This window comes from Mucilaginibacter sp. UYCu711, from assembly GCF_050433825.1.
GTDB lineage: Bacteria > Bacteroidota > Bacteroidia > Sphingobacteriales > Sphingobacteriaceae > Mucilaginibacter.
On sequence record NZ_JBNPWM010000002.1, the window covers coordinates 268,212 to 284,895 of the forward strand.

The following is a 16,684-nucleotide window of genomic DNA, read 5'->3' on the forward strand; positions in this document are numbered from 1 at the left end:
ACAATGGAAACGCCATCTCAACTATCAGCCGCCATACACTGCAAATGCCCTAAATGCCGTCGCGGCGATATGTTTGCCAACAGCATGTACGGTTTTTCATCACAAAAAATGAACGAGCAGTGTTCGCATTGCGGCTATACATTCGAGATTGAGCCGGGCTATTTTTATGTAGCCATGTTTGTAAGCTATGCCTTTAACATTGCCCAAATGGTAACGCTTGCCGTAGGCCTATACATACTAACCGGCACCCGTAATCCATGGATCTATGTAGGCGCGCTGTTAGGGGTATCGGTTGTATTGTCACCGTTTAATTTTAGGTACTCAAGGGTGGTGCTGCTTTACTGGCTAACACCGGGTGTGCATTTCGACCCCAACCGTGCCCGCGACGATTATCAAAGAATACAGTAATTACAGCCTCGGCTTTATTGGTTTATAAGGCGGTTCGAATGTATTTATGCCGCGCGTTTTAAACTTGCGGCGGTAAACTTTATCCTTACAGGCTACATACATTATATCAAAATTGCTGCCGCCAAAGCAAAGGTTAGCAGGCTGACCGGAAGGGAGCGGGAAAATAATATTTACACGGCCGGCCTGGTCGGCTACCTGGATACCTAAACGGGTAGCTACGTAAAGCCTGCCGGCGGTATCTGCTTTCATGCCGTCAGCGCCTGCATCGTTTTGTGTATCGGGCATGTATAGCCAGTCGTATCGCTGTTTATTAGCTAAAGCGCCATCTTCTTTTATCGAAAACAGGTAAACAAAATGCGATCCCATTTCGGCAACGTATAGCTGGGTTTGGTCGGGTGTAAGCGTAAGCCCGTTAGGGTATTTTAAGCCTTCATCAACTACCTGCTTTTCGCCATTGGGTTTCACCATGTATATTTTGCCGGGCTTCTCCATACCATCGGGCGCGGTAACATACATGTTGCCATTTTTTGCTACCGCGATATCATTACCGGCAAAGCCATCGGCAACTACTTTTTCTTTGCCTTTAGCGTCGTAACTTAAAATTTGATTTGTTGCTGTCGCGACGGTATACCGCATACCTTTATCATCAAAACCGGTACCGCCGGCTTTTTTAGCGTCTATCTTTAAATCAGTGATCTTGCCGTCAAGCCCGATCTTATACGTTTTTGAATTCGGGATGTCCTGGAAATAAACCTCGCCGGCTGCATTGGCTATAATTCCCTCTGTAAAGCCGTACCCCTGGCCCGCTAACTCCCAGCCTTCGCCCGGGATGGTTAGTTCATGCAGCATGGCATTTTTGCTTTCGCCGGTAGTAATGGGTTTAGGGTAATCCGTCCATAACCAGCGCATCGCGGCAGGGAACACAGCTTCAGCCTGTTTGCCATTATGATTGCCCTCGCCCCAGGCATGCTGTACTTCAGTACCTGCAAATTGTAATGAGCGCTCCATCATCTGGTTGGCGAAGAACCAATCACCAGGATAGCTATTTTGATCGTTACTGCCATCCTGTAAGAAAACCCGCATGGGCCTTGGCTCATATTTCCGTATCAGCGACGAATAGCGCTCGCCGCCCCGCAAACCTACATAAGTGCCAATCCCCGAAAACACGCGTGCAAACTCGCCCGGCATTTCCCAGGCTGCAGTAAATGCCGCTATGGCGCCGCTGCTATTGCCACCAATGGCGCGGTCATTACCTGTTTTTAGCAGGTGGATAGCGCGGCTATTGGTGGCTTTTTGCTTTTCAACGTCGGGTAGTAATTCCTGTAAAATAAAGCGGGCGTAGGCATCGCCCAGGCCGTCGTATTCAAAGCTGCGGTTATAGCGGTCTAATGCTGTTTTTTGGTCAGCCGCCACTATTCGCCCTGGCGAAACAAATACGCCAATGGTGACGGGCATTTCTTTACTGTTTATCAGGTTATCAAAAACAACGGGAGCTTTATTCTGGATGCCGTCCTGATTAATATAAACACAGGCCGGTTTGGTGCCATCATATTGCGCGGGGATATAAACCCAATACTCGTGCATTTGCCCCGGATAGATCTTAGAATTTTGCAGTGTAAATTTAAGCACTTCGCCTTTAGGCACACCGGGCTGCACCACAGATGCCGGATCGACCGGGTAGTTTTCAACAGGGGCCTGGCCAAAAGTTACTATCGGCACAAACAGCAAACAAGCGTAAAGCAATGCTTTCATGAAAAGGGAGTTTATAAAAGGTTATAGTAAATATATGGGTTTTAACTATAAACCAATGGTTGGGTGGGAAAGTGAAACCAAACTAACTCAAAAGGGCGTTGATTTCTTTTAATAGCGTTGGTAAATACTTAACAACGATCGACCAGATAACATCATCAGACACACTATCATAGCCGTGGATTATTCGGTTACGGGTATCAATTATCTTTTTAATGTCGGTTATTTTGATCGTCGGATCTTGCTTTAGGATGCGATTGGCTGCTTCTCCAATGATCTCCATATTTCTTTCAATAGCCCTCTTAGTTTTAAGGTCTTTTTGAAATAAGAAGAAATCCTTTTTATCCGGAAGGAAATCATTAATCTCTGTTATCGCTTGTTTTATGTCCGATAACCAGCTCTTGATCTCATCTTCCATAAACAAGCACCTTGGTGTTATTGATCTGCTGTTTTAGAAAGGGGTTTTTTACAGCTTTATCTTCCAAAAGGTCAATCGGTCGGTTTAAAATTTCTTCTAATTGGAATTTCAGATCGAAATAGTTATCTGTATAAGTTATGGGATCTGTGCTGTCGATATCTACTATCAGGTCTATATCGCTATTTGGTTTTAATTTGTCTGAAACTATCGAACCAAAAGCAAAAAGCGATTTGACATCATGCGCATGGCATAATTTTTTAATTTGCTCTATATGTTCCTTTAATTCTTTCACAACAACTCAAAGTTAAGAAAAATTAGATCAACACGTTAGCTTACTTATCGCTCAATATAATCGGGTTACCGCCTTTACCACCCATAATAATGATCTTGGTGTTAGGCGATAAGGCAATATCCTTTTGCGCGCGGATAGATTCGTATTGCAATTGCTTGTCTGATAAGCCGGTTGCCAGTATTTTTTGGTAATCGGCTATACCTTGTGCTTCTACACGTTTAACATCGGCCTCCTGGCGGGCCTTGGCTAATACAAATTGCATTTTTTGCGATTCCTGCTCAGCCTGGATCTTTGATTCTATACTGGCGCGAACGGTGGCGGGCAAGGTAATATTACGTATCAATATCTGTTGTACCTCCAGTCCGTTCTTGGCAAAATTATCGCTGATGGTTTTGTTCATCTTAAACTGGAACTCTTGTCTTTTGGTCGAATACAGATCAACCGCCGCATAGCTAACCGCGTTGTCGCGCACGGCGGTACGGGTAACCGGACGAACGATCTTATTTACGTAATCATTACCAATGTTCTGTAAGATAAAAGGTGCTTTTGCCGGGTTTACTTTGTACAGTACCGACAGGTCGATAGTAACCTCTAATCCATCCGAAGATAAAACACGGATGGCATCATCACCCTCAACCTGGCCCTCGCCGCTGCGGGCGCTCATGGTATAATTTTCTGTTTGGATACTAAAGGTAGTAACATCAACCAGTGGGTTGATTATATGCAGGCCACTTTCAAGGTAATTGTCCTGTACTTTACCAAAAAGGGCTTGTACGCCTACTTTACCCGGCTCAATAATTTTAAAGGTCGATGATAATACGCCCAGTGCCAGTATAACCAGGCCTACTATAGTAACTATGCCACCAAACCGGTTCTGTGGTTCGGGCGAGCGTTTAAGTACCGTACCTACTACCAGTACAATAACACCAAGAATTAAAATGACCATATTTTTGTGAGTTTAAGGTTTAAGCGTATTACGAACGTCTTTAAGCAGTTTAATTTTAAGCGCGACAAATATTACCAGGCCAAACACAGCGGCCATAACATATTCGTAGTGCTTATCGGTTAAACCGGTCCACCCCAGTATAATACATCCAAAAATGCATAGGTTGTACAGGGTGCTCAAAAAAATTTTATTCCTCATTGTTTAGTAAACTGATATATCAGGATCAATCTCCGCAGCCCAGGCCAGTATACCACCTTGCAGGTTTGACAGATTGGTATATCCCAATTGTTCTAACTGCATAATAGCTGCCGCGCTGCGTTTACCACTGCGGCACATTATTACAACAGGTTTGTCTTTGCTTATTTTATCAGCTTCAATAGCTATGCCGCCCAAGGGTATTAGCAAGCCGCCAATGTTTGATGTTTCATATTCAAAATCCTCCCTCACGTCAATCAGTTGGAAGTCTTCGCCGCTGTCTAATTTTTCTTTAAGTTCCTGTACGGTTATCTCTTGCATGGTTATAAATATTGTTTTACAGATCAAATGTAGTTGTTATGTATAATAATTGCGTCCTTATTTTGTAACAATCGGTGGCTAAGTGCGTTTCATATATGTTTATAACAATTAGCGTATAATAAATGGATAAAGTTACCCGGTTTTTTTGGTTCTGTTCGGGCGCACACATTGATACCTTAAAAAAGTATCCTATTGAACATAATAAGTACGTAGGCATAGGCGCGACTATATTTTTTACCGCGCTTTTTGCATCACTATCGGGCGGTTACGCCATGTATTTTGTATTTAACGGCGATGCGTTCGCGGTTGGGTTCGCTATCCTGTTTGGGTTATTATGGGGTACGGCGATTTTTAATATGGACCGGTACATCGTATCCAGCATAAACAAAGAAGGCAGTACTAACCAGCAGATCTTACAGGCATCGCCGCGTATTTTGTTGGCAATTATGATTGGTATAGTTATATCACGCCCGCTGGAGCTGAAGATCTTTGATAAAGAGATCCGCCAGAAATTAAGATCCGCCTATATCAAGGGCCAGCACAGTAAAATAGATACCCTGCAAAAAACATACAATGATAAATATGCGATAGAGCTGGGTAATAACTCGGCGCTTAAAAAAGAAAAAGATTCGTTAGAGCGGGATATCAACCGCTCGCGCACCCAGCTTAATGAGGAAGTGTTTGGCGAAAAAAGCAGCCAGACATCGGGCATTGTAGGGTATGGCACTTACGCCAAACAAAAGCAAACCATTTTACAGCAAAAAGAAGATCGCTTAAAAACAGTGACCGATAAAGCCGAAAAGCTGGACGGATACCTGAGCCAGCGAAAAGAATACGAGGGCGTAAATGCCACCAAAATGTTTAGCGACCATCAACTGGACAGCCTCTCAAAAATAGCCGGCTTTGCCGACCGTAACTGGGCGCTTGGGCAATTAACCTATAACGAAAACGGCACCCGCGACCTGGATACATATCTGGCAATATCATTCATTGGTTACCTGTTTATATTGTTTGAGTGCCTGCCGGTATTTGTTAAGCTGATGTCGCCAAAAGGCCCCTACGATGTTGCGATGGCTAAAATACATGAAGCCAATGTTTATTATGCTGATAAGGATAAGGAACGGGATATATCGGTTATTGATTCGGTTTACAAAGATCACCTCGACGAAGATATAAAGCGACGGCGGAATACCCTTGCCAACCGGTCTGACCGGGATAAGGATGAGCATAGGTACGATTAGATAGCATATGAATAATTTATATTGAATTTATTATATTTGTATAGTTTAACAGCAATCATGGTTACTATAAATTCAACATTAGAGGATATTATGCAATTGGATTTCGATTCAAGAGAGATGCTGCTGGAGATATTACAAAAACGGCAAATAGATGCCCGTAGAACCAAAATTGAAAAAGCAGCTAAGCAATCGTTAAAAGAATATCACAAGGGTATAATAACACCTACAACTGCCGAACAGATAATTGAGCAACTAACCAAGCCTTAATTATAAATGCTTTCGGAAAGAAAACTTGTGTTGTCAAAAACTTTTGAAAAATCCTATCAAAAGTATACTAAAAACAACCCGGCCCTTAAGCAATCTATAAGCAAAACCTTAATAAAATTACAGCACGATGCTTACGACCCATCACTAAGGACTCATAAATTAAGCGGGAAACTGGTTGCTTATCTTGCCTGCAGCTGTGGTTATGACTGCCGAATTATATTTACTATTGAAAAGGATATTGTTGATACACAATTGGAAAACGTTGTCTTGTTAGATATCGGCACACACAACGATGTGTATTAGCCATTGTTAACCTCCCTCCCTTTGCTATTATTTATATTTAATCGTAATTTGAGCGCAATTAACTGAACTGATGAAAAAACTATTCCTATCTACCTTAATTGCTGTAGTTATTACCGGTGTTGTGTCGGCACAAAAGGCACCAAAAGCCATTTATTACAAAGTATCTTTCCCAAATGCCGTGCATCATGAGGCCGAAATTGAGCTGACTGTTCCTGCGGCACCTACCGGTACCTTGAAGTTTCGTATGAGTCGGTCGTCTGCAGGCAGGTATGCCACGCACGAGTTTGGTAAGAACGTGTACAATGTTAAAGCGACTGATCCCGATGGCTCTGCGCTAATCGTAAAACAAACTGAAGGGGATGTATACGAAGTCGAGAAGCATGGCGACGCAGTAAAAATAAGCTATACCCTTTTTGCAAACTGGACAGACGGTACCTACGCCAGTATTGACCCCAGCCATGCGCACTTAAACATGCCCGCCGCTTTTATGTGGCTTGCCGGAATTGATGACCGTGCCGTTAGGTTTGAGTTTAATGACTTAGATAAATATGGCTGGAAAGTAGCCTCCCAATTAAAGCACGAAGGATCAAACGTTTATAGCGCGCCCAACTTTCAATACATGATGGATAGCCCAACCGAGCTATCTGCCTTTAAAGAAACCAGCTGGGATGTGGTTAATACCGATGGTAAAAAACAACGCATTAACGTAACCGTCCACTCAACCGACGACCAGGCTGTAGTAGACAACTTTGGTAAGATGGTGCAAAAATTGGTGCTGGAAGAAAAAGCAGTATTTGGCGAGTTGCCAAGCTATGATTATGGTGAGTATACCTTTTTGGATGATGTATATCCAACCAACTCGGGCGATGGCATGGAGCATAGAAACTCGACCTGCATTGTTGACCCGATTGAAAAAGTAGGCGGCAACGAAATAGATGTATTAAGCACTTTCTCGCACGAGTATTTCCATAGCTGGAACGTTAAGCGGATCCGCCCAAAATCATTGGAGCCATTTAACTTTGAGCATGCCAACATGAGCAACGAGCTGTGGTTTGCCGAAGGGTTTACCCAATATTATGGCGAGCTGTTATTGGTTCGCGCAGGGTTCCATACCCCCGAAGAATATACGCGCACCGTTAGCGGATTGGTTAATTCGATCTTAAATTCGGCAGGGGCAAAAAAATATCCGGCTGTCGAGATGAGCCGCAAGGCGGTATTTACAGATGCCGGTGTATCTATAGATCCATCTAACTATACCAATAACTTTTTAAGCTATTACTATTATGGCGGTGCCGTTGCATTGGCGCTTGATCTGCGTTTGCGCACCGAGTTTAATTTAACTTTGGATGATTATATGCGCGCTGTTTGGCTGGCGCAGGGCAAGGTAATGAAACCTTATACCGTTCCTGATCTGCAGAACGTATTGGGCAAGCTAACAACTCCAAAATTTGCTGCCGGGTTTTATACCAAATACGTTTACGGGATCTACAAAAATAATTATGCCGACCTCTTGGCTAAAGCGGGTTTTATTGTGCGTAAAGCAGCGCACGGCAAGGTGTGGTCGGGTTTATCAACAACGCCTATCCGCGGGCGCTCAGGCCAGGCGCGTACGGTTGGTACCGCAGGGTTGCCTATAACTGCCAGCACTATACAGGGAACACCGTTGTATAATGCCGGAATTGATGCGGGCGATGTTATTTTGAAAGCCGATGGCAAAGACATTACCGACGCGGCATCGTTTGCGCAGGTTATAAGCGATAAAAAACCGGGCGATAAAATCAGCGTGGCATATACAAACCGTACAGGGGCGCATACCACTACGGTTACCCTGGATGAAAATCCATATTATGAAGTAGTAACAGCCGAGAAAGCCGGCAGTACCCTAACTGCCGAGCAGGCAGCATTCCGTAAAAATTGGTTATCATCAAAAGTTAAATAATAGATCCATGAAAAAATTTATAGCAGTAATTGCATTAGTAACAGCATCAACGTACAGTTTCGCGCAGGATGTGGACAGGTTGATACAGCAGCCGGAAGTTGAGCGCATTATCAAAACCTTATCGGCTGATGATATGCAGGGCCGCGCAACTTTTACGCCCGGTATAGAGAAAGCGGCAAAATTCATTGAGAACGAGTTTAAAACCATTGGCTTAACACCATTAGAGGGCGCTTCAGGCTTCCGCCAAAGTTTTAGCATGGTTAAAAGCACGCCGGTCAGTACTTCGGTTTCTATTAACGATGTAGCCGTGCCGGCTGATCATATTGCTACATTTTCTGCAACCCCTATTAACTGGCAGGGCACGGGTGCCGAAATAGCCCAGGTAACGGCTAACATGGATTTACAGAACGATTTCCGTAAATTTTTAGGCGGAGATAAAGCCCGGCTGGTAATAGTCGACCCTAAGTTTGAGACCTTTTTTAAGCGATTAAGTGCATTTGCCATGCGTGGCAATACTACAGCAAAAGATGCACCTGTACAAGCTCCCGTAGTATTTGTATTAGGTAGTTTTGATGATGTAAAATCGTATAAAGTTAAATACGACGTGCAAAACGCTGAAATGCCCCTGTTTAATGTGGCTGGCATGCTGCCGGGTAAAAGCAAGGCTAAGGAGTATGTGATCTTCTCGGGTCATTATGATCACCTGGGTATTATTAAACCAATGGATGGCGACAGCATAGCCAACGGTGCTGATGACGATGCTACCGGCACAACCGCAGTAATAACGCTGGCAAAATATTTTAAGCGCCTGAACAATAACGAGCGTACATTAATCTTCGTGGCTTTCACCGCTGAAGAAATTGGCGGTTATGGCTCGCAGTATTTTTCAAAGCATGTCAGCGCCGATCAAACTGTTGCCATGTTTAATATCGAGATGATTGGTAAGGCATCAAAATTTGGTGAGAACTCAGCTTTTATTACCGGTTTTGAACGGTCTGATTTTGGCCCGATACTACAAAAGAACCTGGAAGGCACAGCCTTTAAATTTTACCCGGACCCATACCCCCAGCAACAACTGTTTTACCGCAGCGATAACGCCACGCTGGCAAGATTAGGTGTACCGGCACACTCTATATCAACCGACCAGATAGATACTGATAAATTATACCATAGTGTAAAAGATGAGTTTAGCAGCCTGGATGTGAGTAACATTGTGGCAACTATTAAAGCGATAGCTTTAAGCTCGCGCACCATTGTTTCGGGTCAGGATACGCCTACGCGAGTTGCTAAACTGGAAAGATAATTTAAAGATAATGGAAACTCCTCTGCATAAAATACCCCGTGTAGCTATACAAAGTGTAGCTACCGGGCTTTTACTGATGGCTGTTTTTACAACCGTGTGGGCGGGTATCGCCAGTGGCAGCTTGAATAGCGATGCAAAGTATTTTGAAATAGCATTTTTTAGTACGCTGGTAATTGGCTTTATAGGCAGCTCGGTTTACTTTTTCTCCGTAGCCAAACGTTTTCCGGTTTTAAGCAGTGATGCAGATAAGGCCCGCGGCAAAAAGGACGGCATGTGGTTTGGTATTATTTTCGGCGGCGAGGGGTTGGGTATTTTTATAGCCGTAAACCTGGTGATCAATCTTGGGCACCCCGACCTGGTAATACCTGTTATTGCTTTGGTGGTGGGCTTGCATTTTTATCCAATGGCAAAGCTATTTAAACGTACGCTTGATTATTACATAGCTACGTGGTCGACCATCATCGCCATTTGCGGCATTGTTTTTACATTGAATAAAACCATGGAGCCGGCACATATTATTTTGTTTGTGGGTATCGGGATGGCTTTTTCGACAACCTGCTATGGCTTATATATGATGAGGACCGGAATAAACTATGTAAAGCGTACGCCTATTGATGTGCAAACGGCAGTATTGTAACGACATTTATGCAGGAGCATCACCCACCTCTTCTATAGGTGCTAATGTGGCTTCATTCTCTTCTTCATTAGCTATGGCTTTTTCTTTTTTAACCAAAGTTTGTAATTTCTCAACCCAATAGAGCATAAAAACAGCTACAAAATTAATTCCCAATTCAAAAGGCGTATCGTCTGTATTAAAAGCGATATTCCATGTGGAAGTCAAAGAAAAATTAAAAGAGAAGTTAAAGCCGTGGTTAAATGATATTTTGCAAAGCAGCATACTTCCGGCTATATACATAAACCCGTAACCAAGCATTTTGAAACTTAAGATTTGTAATGCCTGATTAACGATAGTCAAATTAAAGCCAAACAAATATTTGTCAGAAAGTAAAAGCCGTCCGCAATAAATAGAAAACCCAAACAATCCAAAAGCCACTAAAAGGAATAAAAGAATCAGTCCCGTAATTTGATTTGTATGAGCCAATAACCAAATAGTTAAAGCAATCCCACATATTCCGCCTAATATTTGATACCAAGCTAATAGTTTTAATTTTAAGGCGGTTTTCTTACTAAGAAAGAAGTGCATTGGGTTTAAGTATTTTATTCTAAAGTACCTTTTTCTTTATAAAAAAGAAAAAATTCAGATATTTACAATTCTTTCCGCATAACATAATCATTCATCCAATATGGGCCGATGGCTATGTCTTCTTCGGATACGACATTAAAGCCCATTTTTTCGTAGAAGCTTTTAGCATTATTATATCGGTTTACATTAAGCTCTAAAACGGTTTTACCGGCTTCAACCACTTTGCCAATAATCTCATTTAGCAATATTTTTCCGTAACCCTTTCCCTGGGTTGACGGCAGGCAATAGATCTTATGCAGCTTATAAATTTCGGGGTCGTCGTCACGGGGTGAATAGGAAGCAAATGCAACCGGAGTTTCATCCTCTGATAACAGCAGGAACGTTTGAATGCCTTGGTCTATTTGAGTAGTTAGCTTTTCGTGCGAATAGATCTCGCCCAGCATAAAGTTTATTTGTTCGGCTTCAAGTATCGGCGAATAGGTGGGCCACCAAATTTCATGGGCCAGTTGCCGTATGGTTTCTACGTCGTAAACGGTTGCTTCGCGGATAGTGTACATGAAAAGAGGTCTTTAATGATTCTCTTCCTCGTCAATTTTTACATTAACAGTTGCAGCAGTTTCGCCAATAGCAAAATATTGCTCCAGCTCTGCCAGGGTTGATGAACTGGTGGCTATATCTTTGATGATCCTGCCTTTTTCCATTAGCAGAATGCGGTCGCAAACATCAGTAACGTGGTTAAGGTCATGGCTTGATACCAGGGTGGTTACACCTTTTTGATTAGCCTCTTTGATCAGGTTCTTTAACCTGAACTGTGTGGTTGGGTCGATATTGGCAAAAGGCTCATCCAGCATCAGGATCTCCGGTTGTTGCATTAAACACGAGGCTATGCCTACTTTGGTTTGATTGCCTTTTGACAGATCGCGGATGTATTTGCCGCGTTTCAATATCTCGCCGTTAAAGAAGTCGGAATAGCCGGCTAAAAAATCATCAACATGCGCGCGGGTTTGCTGGTGCAGGCCGCCGATGAAGTAAAAGTATTCTTCGGGTGTCAGATAGTCTATCAGGAAACCCTCGTCTAAATAAGACGCAGTGTAATTTTTCCAATTTTCGCTGCCTGCTACCGGTTCGCCTTTTGATAAAACCTGGCCACTTTCGGGGCGGATCAGATCCAGTATCATGCGGAACAAGGTAGTTTTACCCGCTCCATTATTACCAACCAGTCCGATACTCTCGCCCTGCCTGATTTCTAATTCAGGAATATTTACAACGATAACGCCGCTATAAACTTTCTTCAGATCTTTTACTTGTATCATTATTATTTGTTTCTAAAACCGTCAAGTATAGTAAATTTTCGTTTGTAAAAATCGGCCTCCAAAAATTTGATGAAGTAGCCGCGTGTAAGTATCCCGGCTATACCAACCATTGCTGTAAAAAGCAGGGCAAGATTTGGATACCCCAATAGTTTAAAGGGTAGGTAAGCTATCATTGGCGGCAAAAACAGCAGGAACGACATCAATAACTGTGTTGCCCCAACACCTTCCCAGTTAAATGACGCGCCTTTGCTCAGATCGATACGTTTAGCATTGCGGTTAGCAAAGTATAATACGATGTTGGTGGTAATGCCCAGGTTCCATAAATACAGTGCTAAATGAATTAATAATACGCGCCAGCCGAAATATACATATGGAATGGTCAATAAAAAAGCAACTGTACTGGCAACGGTAAACATTAAATACTTGCCTTTTAAAAAATTAGCAAAATTAACCTTGCTTACCATTAGCCCATCGAAATGAGATGCCTGCCAGCTAAACATAAACTGGCCATAGCTAATAATGAAAAAGCCCGTCATAAACATGCCGGCAAAAATTTTAATGCCTTCGCTGCTTTTAAAGGCCGGATTGGCATAAAACATTAATCCATACAGCAAAAAAAGTAATGACATAACAAGGGCCGAACGCGGGCGCTTGTTGCGTAATATCAGTTTAACCTCGTTGGCAACCAAATCTCCGGTTGCGCCAAAATAACTTAGTATAGGGTACTCGGTACTGCTTTTATATTTATCTTTTTTGGTGATAAGGTCCTCGAGGTACAGATTTTGCTTAAGGTATACGAAGTTAAAATAATACATCAAAATACCCATTGCTACGGGGATAAGTGCTAAAGCCGGCTGTTTAATTACATTGCCAAAAAATAAGTACGAAAGATTCCGGATAGAATATAGATGCCACAAAAAATCGCCGGCGATTACTAATACCAAAACGGTAGTGGCAATTAAAAATACCCAGCCGTTTATATTTGCCTTGCGTTTGATATATAGTGCCAGGTAGTTGTTAAATATGGAAATACCTAATATGGCTATAATAAAACTTAATGTGGCCATGCCACCGGCATCGTGCAAAATGATCTTAAAAAGGAACGGCCAGAAAAGCAGGAAGGGCCATAAATTAAACACTGAAAAAAGCGATGTAAATGCCAGGTACCCAACAATGGAATTGCGTTTAATGGGTAGCTGTAAATAAGGCTGGACCCTTAATGTGGGCAGCTCCTGTAATTGAATCCTGGAAAACAGTTCGCCTATAAAATAAATAAGGACGAACCCGCAAAACGAAACTATAAGTGAATCGTGCGGGAATGCTTTTTTCAGGATCATATCCATGAAAAAACCGGCGGCCACAACATACAACATCAGTATTAAAATTAATACCGACATGATGATACGTACAGCTACGTTTTTACCCGCGTTTTTGGTACGCCAAAAGGCTTTTAATTCGTGACTAAAGAAAGTTGAGATCATATGGTACCCGCTATGACGAATGAGTTTTTAATTACTGTAATTATAATTAAATAATTTAAAATAAAAGGAAAAAGCGGGCTAATACTTGTACTTATCGCCCCATAATTTTTTTAACTTTTCTTTTGACTCGTGCTCGCGTGGGTTGTTACCCGGCTCGTAAATTTTTGTGCCTTTTATGGCATCGGGTAAAAAGTCAAGGTTGACAAAGTTGCCCTCAAAGTTGTGCGCATACTTATAGTCTTTACCATAGCCAATATTCTTCATCAGCTTGGTCGGGGCATTGCGCAGGTGCAGCGGTACGGGCAGGTCGCCGGTTTGTTTTACCAGGCCCATGGCTGCACCAATAGCGGTAGTAGCCGAATTGCTTTTGGCGGAGGTAGCAAGGTATATGGCGGTTTGTGACAGGATCAACTGCGACTCGGGCATCCCGATCACATTAACCGAGTTAAAGCAGGCCTGCGCCAGCAATAAGGCATTAGGGTTGGCATTGCCGATATCTTCTGATGAAAGGATCAGCATCCGCCTTGCAATAAACAAGGGATCCTCGCCACCGGCTATCATTCGCGCCAGCCAATAAACCGCGCCGTTGGGGTCGCTGCCGCGCATGGATTTAATAAAGGCCGATATGATATCGTAATGCTGTTCGCCGGCTTTATCATACAGCGCCATGTTTTGCTGTACATGTTCCAGCACTATTTTATTGGTCAGCTCTATTTTTTTGCCCGATATGGCATTTACGAGAAGTTCAAATATGTTCAAAAGCTTACGCGCATCACCACCCGACAGACGCAGTAAGGCTTCGTGTTCTTTTATGTCGATCGTTTTTTTGCTGATAACGACATCCTCCTTTTTGGCCTTCTCCAAAAGATTTACCAAATCAGCTTCTTCTAACGGTTGCAGGATATAAACCTGGCATCGCGATAGCAAAGCCGATATTACCTCGAAGGATGGGTTTTCGGTAGTGGCGCCTATCAGTGTAACAATGCCCCGCTCAACGGCCCCTAATAACGAGTCCTGCTGCGATTTCGAGAACCGATGGATCTCATCAATAAACAGTACGGGCATGGCGTCGCCTTCTTCTTTTAACCGCGAAGCGGTTTCAATAACCTCGCGCACATCCTTAACGCCCGAGTTAATGGCGCTCAGCGAAAAGAAGGGCCTGTCCAGCGTTTGAGAGATGATATAAGCCAGCGTGGTTTTACCAACGCCCGGCGGCCCCCAAAACAGCATGGAGGGCAACGAGCCGCTCTCTATAGCCTTACGCAATACCGCCCCGGGGCCAACCAGGTGTTTCTGGCCAACGTAATCGTCGAGGTTTTTTGGGCGCATGCGCTCTGCTAATGGCGGCAAATTGTTCATGTAGTAAAAATCTGAAAAGGAAACGCTAATTCCTAAATTTTTTAGTATTTTTAAATAACAATTATATGATCAACAAGTTTACCCATTCCAATTTTCATACTATTTGTGATAAGCTGGCATTAGCTGACGAAGCATTGGGAGCCATCATCAACACTCATGACTACCCGCCATTATGGAGCCGGCCTAACACCTTTGAAACATTAGTTCATATTATTTTAGAGCAACAGGTTTCGCTGGCGTCGGCATTATCAGCCTTAAATAAGCTACGCGAACGGGTACAGGAAATTACACCTGGACGGGTATTGTTATTAACCGACGAAGAGTTTAGGGCCTGTTATTGCAGCCGCCAAAAAACCGCCTACATTAAATATTTAGCCGAAGCCATACTAAGCGGACAAATTAACCTGCGGCATTTTGAGGATCTGCCCGGTGATGAAATTCGCTCACAACTGGTAGCCCTAAAAGGCATTGGTAACTGGACGGTGGATGTTTACCTGATGTTTGTGCTGCAGCGCGCGGATATATTCCCCATAGGCGACCTGGCAGCAGTTAACGCTTTAAAACGGGTTAAAGGATTACCCAGTAGCACAACCCGCGAGGTGTTAATTGACGTAGCCACCCAATGGCAGCCTTACAGGACAGTAGCTACCATACTATTGTGGCATTACTACCTGTCGGCACCTAAAAAGGTAAAGAGTAAATAGTGTACCAGCTGTACCAAGTGTACCAGCTGTACCAAGTGTACCAGGTGTGCCACCTGTTCCTGGTACATACACCTTAAAACAAAAAAGAGCCCCAACATACATCGGGACTCTTTTTTTATTTTGTCGACCAGTTTTATTTAAACGTCACACCCGTTTTGCCCATGGTATAACCATCGGCATATAATAATACGGTATAAGTGCCTTTTTGGAATGGTTGCGCGTACATCCAGTCGACAGTGTAGTTAACACCATCGTCTTTATAATCAATAGATGTTTTGTAGGTGTATTGCAGGTCCTGATTATCGGCATTAAATGTACCGCTGTCGTCAGTAGTTATCAGGTTACCAATCGGGTCGATAATACGGATAAAAACATCATGCGATCCTTTGGCTGCCACAGCATTGCTGGCGACCGTAAAGTTTATCTTTAGCTTATTAACGTTTTTGGCTTTGGTTTCGTCGCTTTCCTTGCCATTCTTTTTAACCTTGTAACCAACTACGCTGGCGGCGCCAACTTTTATGGCTGATGCAACCTGTACTTTGGTATTAAGGTCCTGGTTTTGTTTTTCAAGATCGGTTGCTTTAGCGCTAACTGTAGTTAAGTTAGTTTTTAAAGTATCCCTTTCGGTAACTAAGGATACGTTTTCTTTTCTCAGCTCCTCAATATCAGCAGTGTACTTGGTAACAAAGTAGCGTAGCTGCTTAACATCCTCCTGTGCTTTGCTTAATTCTTCGGCGGTTAATTTGCCTTTGGCAAGGTCGCTTCTTAATACTTTTATTTTTGCTCTGAGCGAGTCGTTTTTAGCTTGCAGCTCGGCCGACATTTTTGTTTTACCGGCGCTTACCTGTTCTATCTGCGCTTCAAGGCTATCCAGTTCAACTTGCAATTTTGTTTTCTCGTCGCTCTGCACGGCAATTCTTTGGTCAGAATTGTTTTTCTTCATGTATAAATACACGTCAGTGCCTAATAAAGCTACAATTACCACTACCAAAAAGTAAATAACGTTCGAATTTTTTTTAGGCTCTTGTGTTGTTTGGTTCTCCATAAAAATTATCTGGTTTAATACTTAAATAATAATAAATGCGGCAGGGTATTTGCCTACTGTCAGGACTGATTGTACCTGCATTTATTATTGTTAACTATAACTATACGTAATAATGCGAAATTTATGATAATGTTTTTTACAAATGGCTATAAATATTCCTAAAAGTATGTACAAATTGATTAAAACGCAATTATTA

20 protein-coding genes are annotated in these 16,684 nt (G+C 42.8%); 8 read left to right on the top strand and 12 right to left on the bottom strand.

Annotated elements, in window-relative coordinates; all coding sequences use genetic code 11:
* The first annotated feature begins 3 nt into the window (after positions 1-3).
* Entirely contained in the window at positions 4-408 is a 405-nt protein-coding gene (locus ABIB50_RS05235; protein WP_429377857.1) for a DUF983 domain-containing protein, read from the top strand.
* On the opposite strand, the gene ABIB50_RS05240 is transcribed toward ABIB50_RS05235, so the two are convergent.
* From ABIB50_RS05240 to ABIB50_RS05265, 6 genes are all read right to left on the bottom strand, one after another.
* On the bottom strand, positions 409-2,160 hold the full coding sequence (locus ABIB50_RS05240) for an SMP-30/gluconolactonase/LRE family protein (RefSeq protein ID WP_429377859.1): 1,752 nt from the start codon (positions 2,158-2,160) through the stop codon (positions 409-411).
* A gap of 82 nt (positions 2,161-2,242) precedes the next feature.
* A complete protein-coding gene (locus ABIB50_RS05245) occupies positions 2,243-2,575 on the bottom strand; it encodes a HepT-like ribonuclease domain-containing protein (protein ID WP_429377861.1) in 333 nt (110 codons plus the stop codon).
* Positions 2,565-2,867, bottom strand: coding sequence for a nucleotidyltransferase family protein (locus tag ABIB50_RS05250; RefSeq protein WP_429377862.1), 303 nt, complete (start codon positions 2,865-2,867; stop codon positions 2,565-2,567). The genes ABIB50_RS05245 and ABIB50_RS05250 overlap by 11 nt, the downstream gene beginning before the upstream one ends.
* A gap of 40 nt (positions 2,868-2,907) precedes the next feature.
* Entirely contained in the window at positions 2,908-3,813 is a 906-nt protein-coding gene (locus ABIB50_RS05255) for a prohibitin family protein (RefSeq protein WP_429377863.1), read from the bottom strand.
* 12 nt (positions 3,814-3,825) lie between these two features.
* The gene (locus ABIB50_RS05260; protein ID WP_429377865.1) at positions 3,826-4,011 is read right to left on the bottom strand and encodes a DUF6358 family protein; all 186 of its coding nucleotides are present in this window, start codon (positions 4,009-4,011) and stop codon (positions 3,826-3,828) included.
* A gap of 3 nt (positions 4,012-4,014) precedes the next feature.
* Complete coding sequence (locus tag ABIB50_RS05265) at positions 4,015-4,329, bottom strand: rhodanese-like domain-containing protein (protein WP_429377867.1); 315 nt, start codon at positions 4,327-4,329, stop codon at positions 4,015-4,017.
* A gap of 122 nt (positions 4,330-4,451) precedes the next feature.
* Between ABIB50_RS05265 and ABIB50_RS05270 the strand changes: the two genes are divergently transcribed.
* The 6 genes from ABIB50_RS05270 (at position 4,452) to ABIB50_RS05295 (ending at position 10,019) form a co-directional block, all read left to right on the top strand.
* The gene (locus tag ABIB50_RS05270) at positions 4,452-5,570 is read left to right on the top strand and encodes a DUF4407 domain-containing protein (RefSeq protein WP_429377868.1); all 1,119 of its coding nucleotides are present in this window, start codon (positions 4,452-4,454) and stop codon (positions 5,568-5,570) included.
* Positions 5,571-5,627: 57 nt separating this feature from the next.
* The gene (locus tag ABIB50_RS05275) at positions 5,628-5,837 is read left to right on the top strand and encodes a hypothetical protein (RefSeq protein WP_429377870.1); all 210 of its coding nucleotides are present in this window, start codon (positions 5,628-5,630) and stop codon (positions 5,835-5,837) included.
* A 6-nt stretch (positions 5,838-5,843) separates the two neighbouring features.
* The gene (locus tag ABIB50_RS05280) at positions 5,844-6,140 is read left to right on the top strand and encodes a type II toxin-antitoxin system RelE/ParE family toxin (protein WP_429377872.1); all 297 of its coding nucleotides are present in this window, start codon (positions 5,844-5,846) and stop codon (positions 6,138-6,140) included.
* Between the two features lie 70 nt (positions 6,141-6,210).
* Positions 6,211-8,079, top strand: coding sequence for a M61 family metallopeptidase (locus ABIB50_RS05285; protein WP_429377873.1), 1,869 nt, complete (start codon positions 6,211-6,213; stop codon positions 8,077-8,079).
* A 7-nt stretch (positions 8,080-8,086) separates the two neighbouring features.
* Positions 8,087-9,382, top strand: coding sequence for a M20/M25/M40 family metallo-hydrolase (locus ABIB50_RS05290; protein WP_429377874.1), 1,296 nt, complete (start codon positions 8,087-8,089; stop codon positions 9,380-9,382).
* A 10-nt stretch (positions 9,383-9,392) separates the two neighbouring features.
* Positions 9,393-10,019: a hypothetical protein gene (locus tag ABIB50_RS05295; protein ID WP_429377875.1), complete on the top strand. Its 627-nt coding sequence runs from the start codon at positions 9,393-9,395 to the stop codon at positions 10,017-10,019.
* A 6-nt stretch (positions 10,020-10,025) separates the two neighbouring features.
* On the opposite strand, the gene ABIB50_RS05300 is transcribed toward ABIB50_RS05295, so the two are convergent.
* The 5 genes from ABIB50_RS05300 to ABIB50_RS05320 form a co-directional block, all read right to left on the bottom strand.
* On the bottom strand, positions 10,026-10,586 hold the full coding sequence (locus ABIB50_RS05300; RefSeq protein WP_429377876.1) for a hypothetical protein: 561 nt from the start codon (positions 10,584-10,586) through the stop codon (positions 10,026-10,028).
* Between the two features lie 62 nt (positions 10,587-10,648).
* Positions 10,649-11,143, bottom strand: coding sequence for an N-acetyltransferase family protein (locus ABIB50_RS05305; protein WP_429377878.1), 495 nt, complete (start codon positions 11,141-11,143; stop codon positions 10,649-10,651).
* A gap of 12 nt (positions 11,144-11,155) precedes the next feature.
* Positions 11,156-11,899, bottom strand: coding sequence for an ABC transporter ATP-binding protein (locus ABIB50_RS05310; RefSeq protein ID WP_429377880.1), 744 nt, complete (start codon positions 11,897-11,899; stop codon positions 11,156-11,158).
* Between the two features lie 2 nt (positions 11,900-11,901).
* Positions 11,902-13,380, bottom strand: a complete 1,479-nt coding sequence (locus tag ABIB50_RS05315; protein WP_429377882.1) for a DUF5687 family protein — start codon at positions 13,378-13,380, stop codon at positions 11,902-11,904.
* Between the two features lie 78 nt (positions 13,381-13,458).
* Entirely contained in the window at positions 13,459-14,739 is a 1,281-nt protein-coding gene (locus ABIB50_RS05320; protein WP_429377884.1) for a replication-associated recombination protein A, read from the bottom strand.
* A 65-nt stretch (positions 14,740-14,804) separates the two neighbouring features.
* On the opposite strand from ABIB50_RS05320, the gene ABIB50_RS05325 reads away from it, so the two are divergent.
* Positions 14,805-15,443, top strand: coding sequence for a DNA-3-methyladenine glycosylase family protein (locus tag ABIB50_RS05325; protein ID WP_429377885.1), 639 nt, complete (start codon positions 14,805-14,807; stop codon positions 15,441-15,443).
* Positions 15,444-15,576: 133 nt separating this feature from the next.
* Here ABIB50_RS05325 and ABIB50_RS05330 read toward each other — a convergent pair whose 3' ends face one another.
* Positions 15,577-16,488: a hypothetical protein gene (locus ABIB50_RS05330; RefSeq protein WP_429377886.1), complete on the bottom strand. Its 912-nt coding sequence runs from the start codon at positions 16,486-16,488 to the stop codon at positions 15,577-15,579.
* Between the last annotated feature and the right edge of the window lie 196 nt (positions 16,489-16,684).

Excerpts from the sequence above, each read along its gene's own strand:
- ABIB50_RS05235 (WP_429377857.1), top strand. The coding sequence starts at position 4 with ATGGAAACGCCATCTCAACTATCAGCCGCCATACACTGCAAATGCCCT.
- ABIB50_RS05240 (WP_429377859.1), bottom strand. The coding sequence starts at position 2,160 with ATGAAAGCATTGCTTTACGCTTGTTTGCTGTTTGTGCCGATAGTAACT.
- ABIB50_RS05245 (WP_429377861.1), bottom strand. The coding sequence starts at position 2,575 with ATGGAAGATGAGATCAAGAGCTGGTTATCGGACATAAAACAAGCGATA.
- ABIB50_RS05255 (WP_429377863.1), bottom strand. The coding sequence starts at position 3,813 with ATGGTCATTTTAATTCTTGGTGTTATTGTACTGGTAGTAGGTACGGTA.
- ABIB50_RS05260 (WP_429377865.1), bottom strand. The coding sequence starts at position 4,011 with ATGAGGAATAAAATTTTTTTGAGCACCCTGTACAACCTATGCATTTTT.
- ABIB50_RS05265 (WP_429377867.1), bottom strand. The coding sequence starts at position 4,329 with ATGCAAGAGATAACCGTACAGGAACTTAAAGAAAAATTAGACAGCGGC.
- ABIB50_RS05270 (WP_429377868.1), top strand. The coding sequence starts at position 4,452 with ATGGATAAAGTTACCCGGTTTTTTTGGTTCTGTTCGGGCGCACACATT.
- ABIB50_RS05275 (WP_429377870.1), top strand. The coding sequence starts at position 5,628 with ATGGTTACTATAAATTCAACATTAGAGGATATTATGCAATTGGATTTC.
- ABIB50_RS05280 (WP_429377872.1), top strand. The coding sequence starts at position 5,844 with ATGCTTTCGGAAAGAAAACTTGTGTTGTCAAAAACTTTTGAAAAATCC.
- ABIB50_RS05285 (WP_429377873.1), top strand. The coding sequence starts at position 6,211 with ATGAAAAAACTATTCCTATCTACCTTAATTGCTGTAGTTATTACCGGT.
- ABIB50_RS05290 (WP_429377874.1), top strand. The coding sequence starts at position 8,087 with ATGAAAAAATTTATAGCAGTAATTGCATTAGTAACAGCATCAACGTAC.
- ABIB50_RS05295 (WP_429377875.1), top strand. The coding sequence starts at position 9,393 with ATGGAAACTCCTCTGCATAAAATACCCCGTGTAGCTATACAAAGTGTA.
- ABIB50_RS05300 (WP_429377876.1), bottom strand. The coding sequence starts at position 10,586 with ATGCACTTCTTTCTTAGTAAGAAAACCGCCTTAAAATTAAAACTATTA.
- ABIB50_RS05305 (WP_429377878.1), bottom strand. The coding sequence starts at position 11,143 with ATGTACACTATCCGCGAAGCAACCGTTTACGACGTAGAAACCATACGG.
- ABIB50_RS05310 (WP_429377880.1), bottom strand. The coding sequence starts at position 11,899 with ATGATACAAGTAAAAGATCTGAAGAAAGTTTATAGCGGCGTTATCGTT.
- ABIB50_RS05315 (WP_429377882.1), bottom strand. The coding sequence starts at position 13,380 with ATGATCTCAACTTTCTTTAGTCACGAATTAAAAGCCTTTTGGCGTACC.
- ABIB50_RS05320 (WP_429377884.1), bottom strand. The coding sequence starts at position 14,739 with ATGAACAATTTGCCGCCATTAGCAGAGCGCATGCGCCCAAAAAACCTC.
- ABIB50_RS05325 (WP_429377885.1), top strand. The coding sequence starts at position 14,805 with ATGATCAACAAGTTTACCCATTCCAATTTTCATACTATTTGTGATAAG.
- ABIB50_RS05330 (WP_429377886.1), bottom strand. The coding sequence starts at position 16,488 with ATGGAGAACCAAACAACACAAGAGCCTAAAAAAAATTCGAACGTTATT.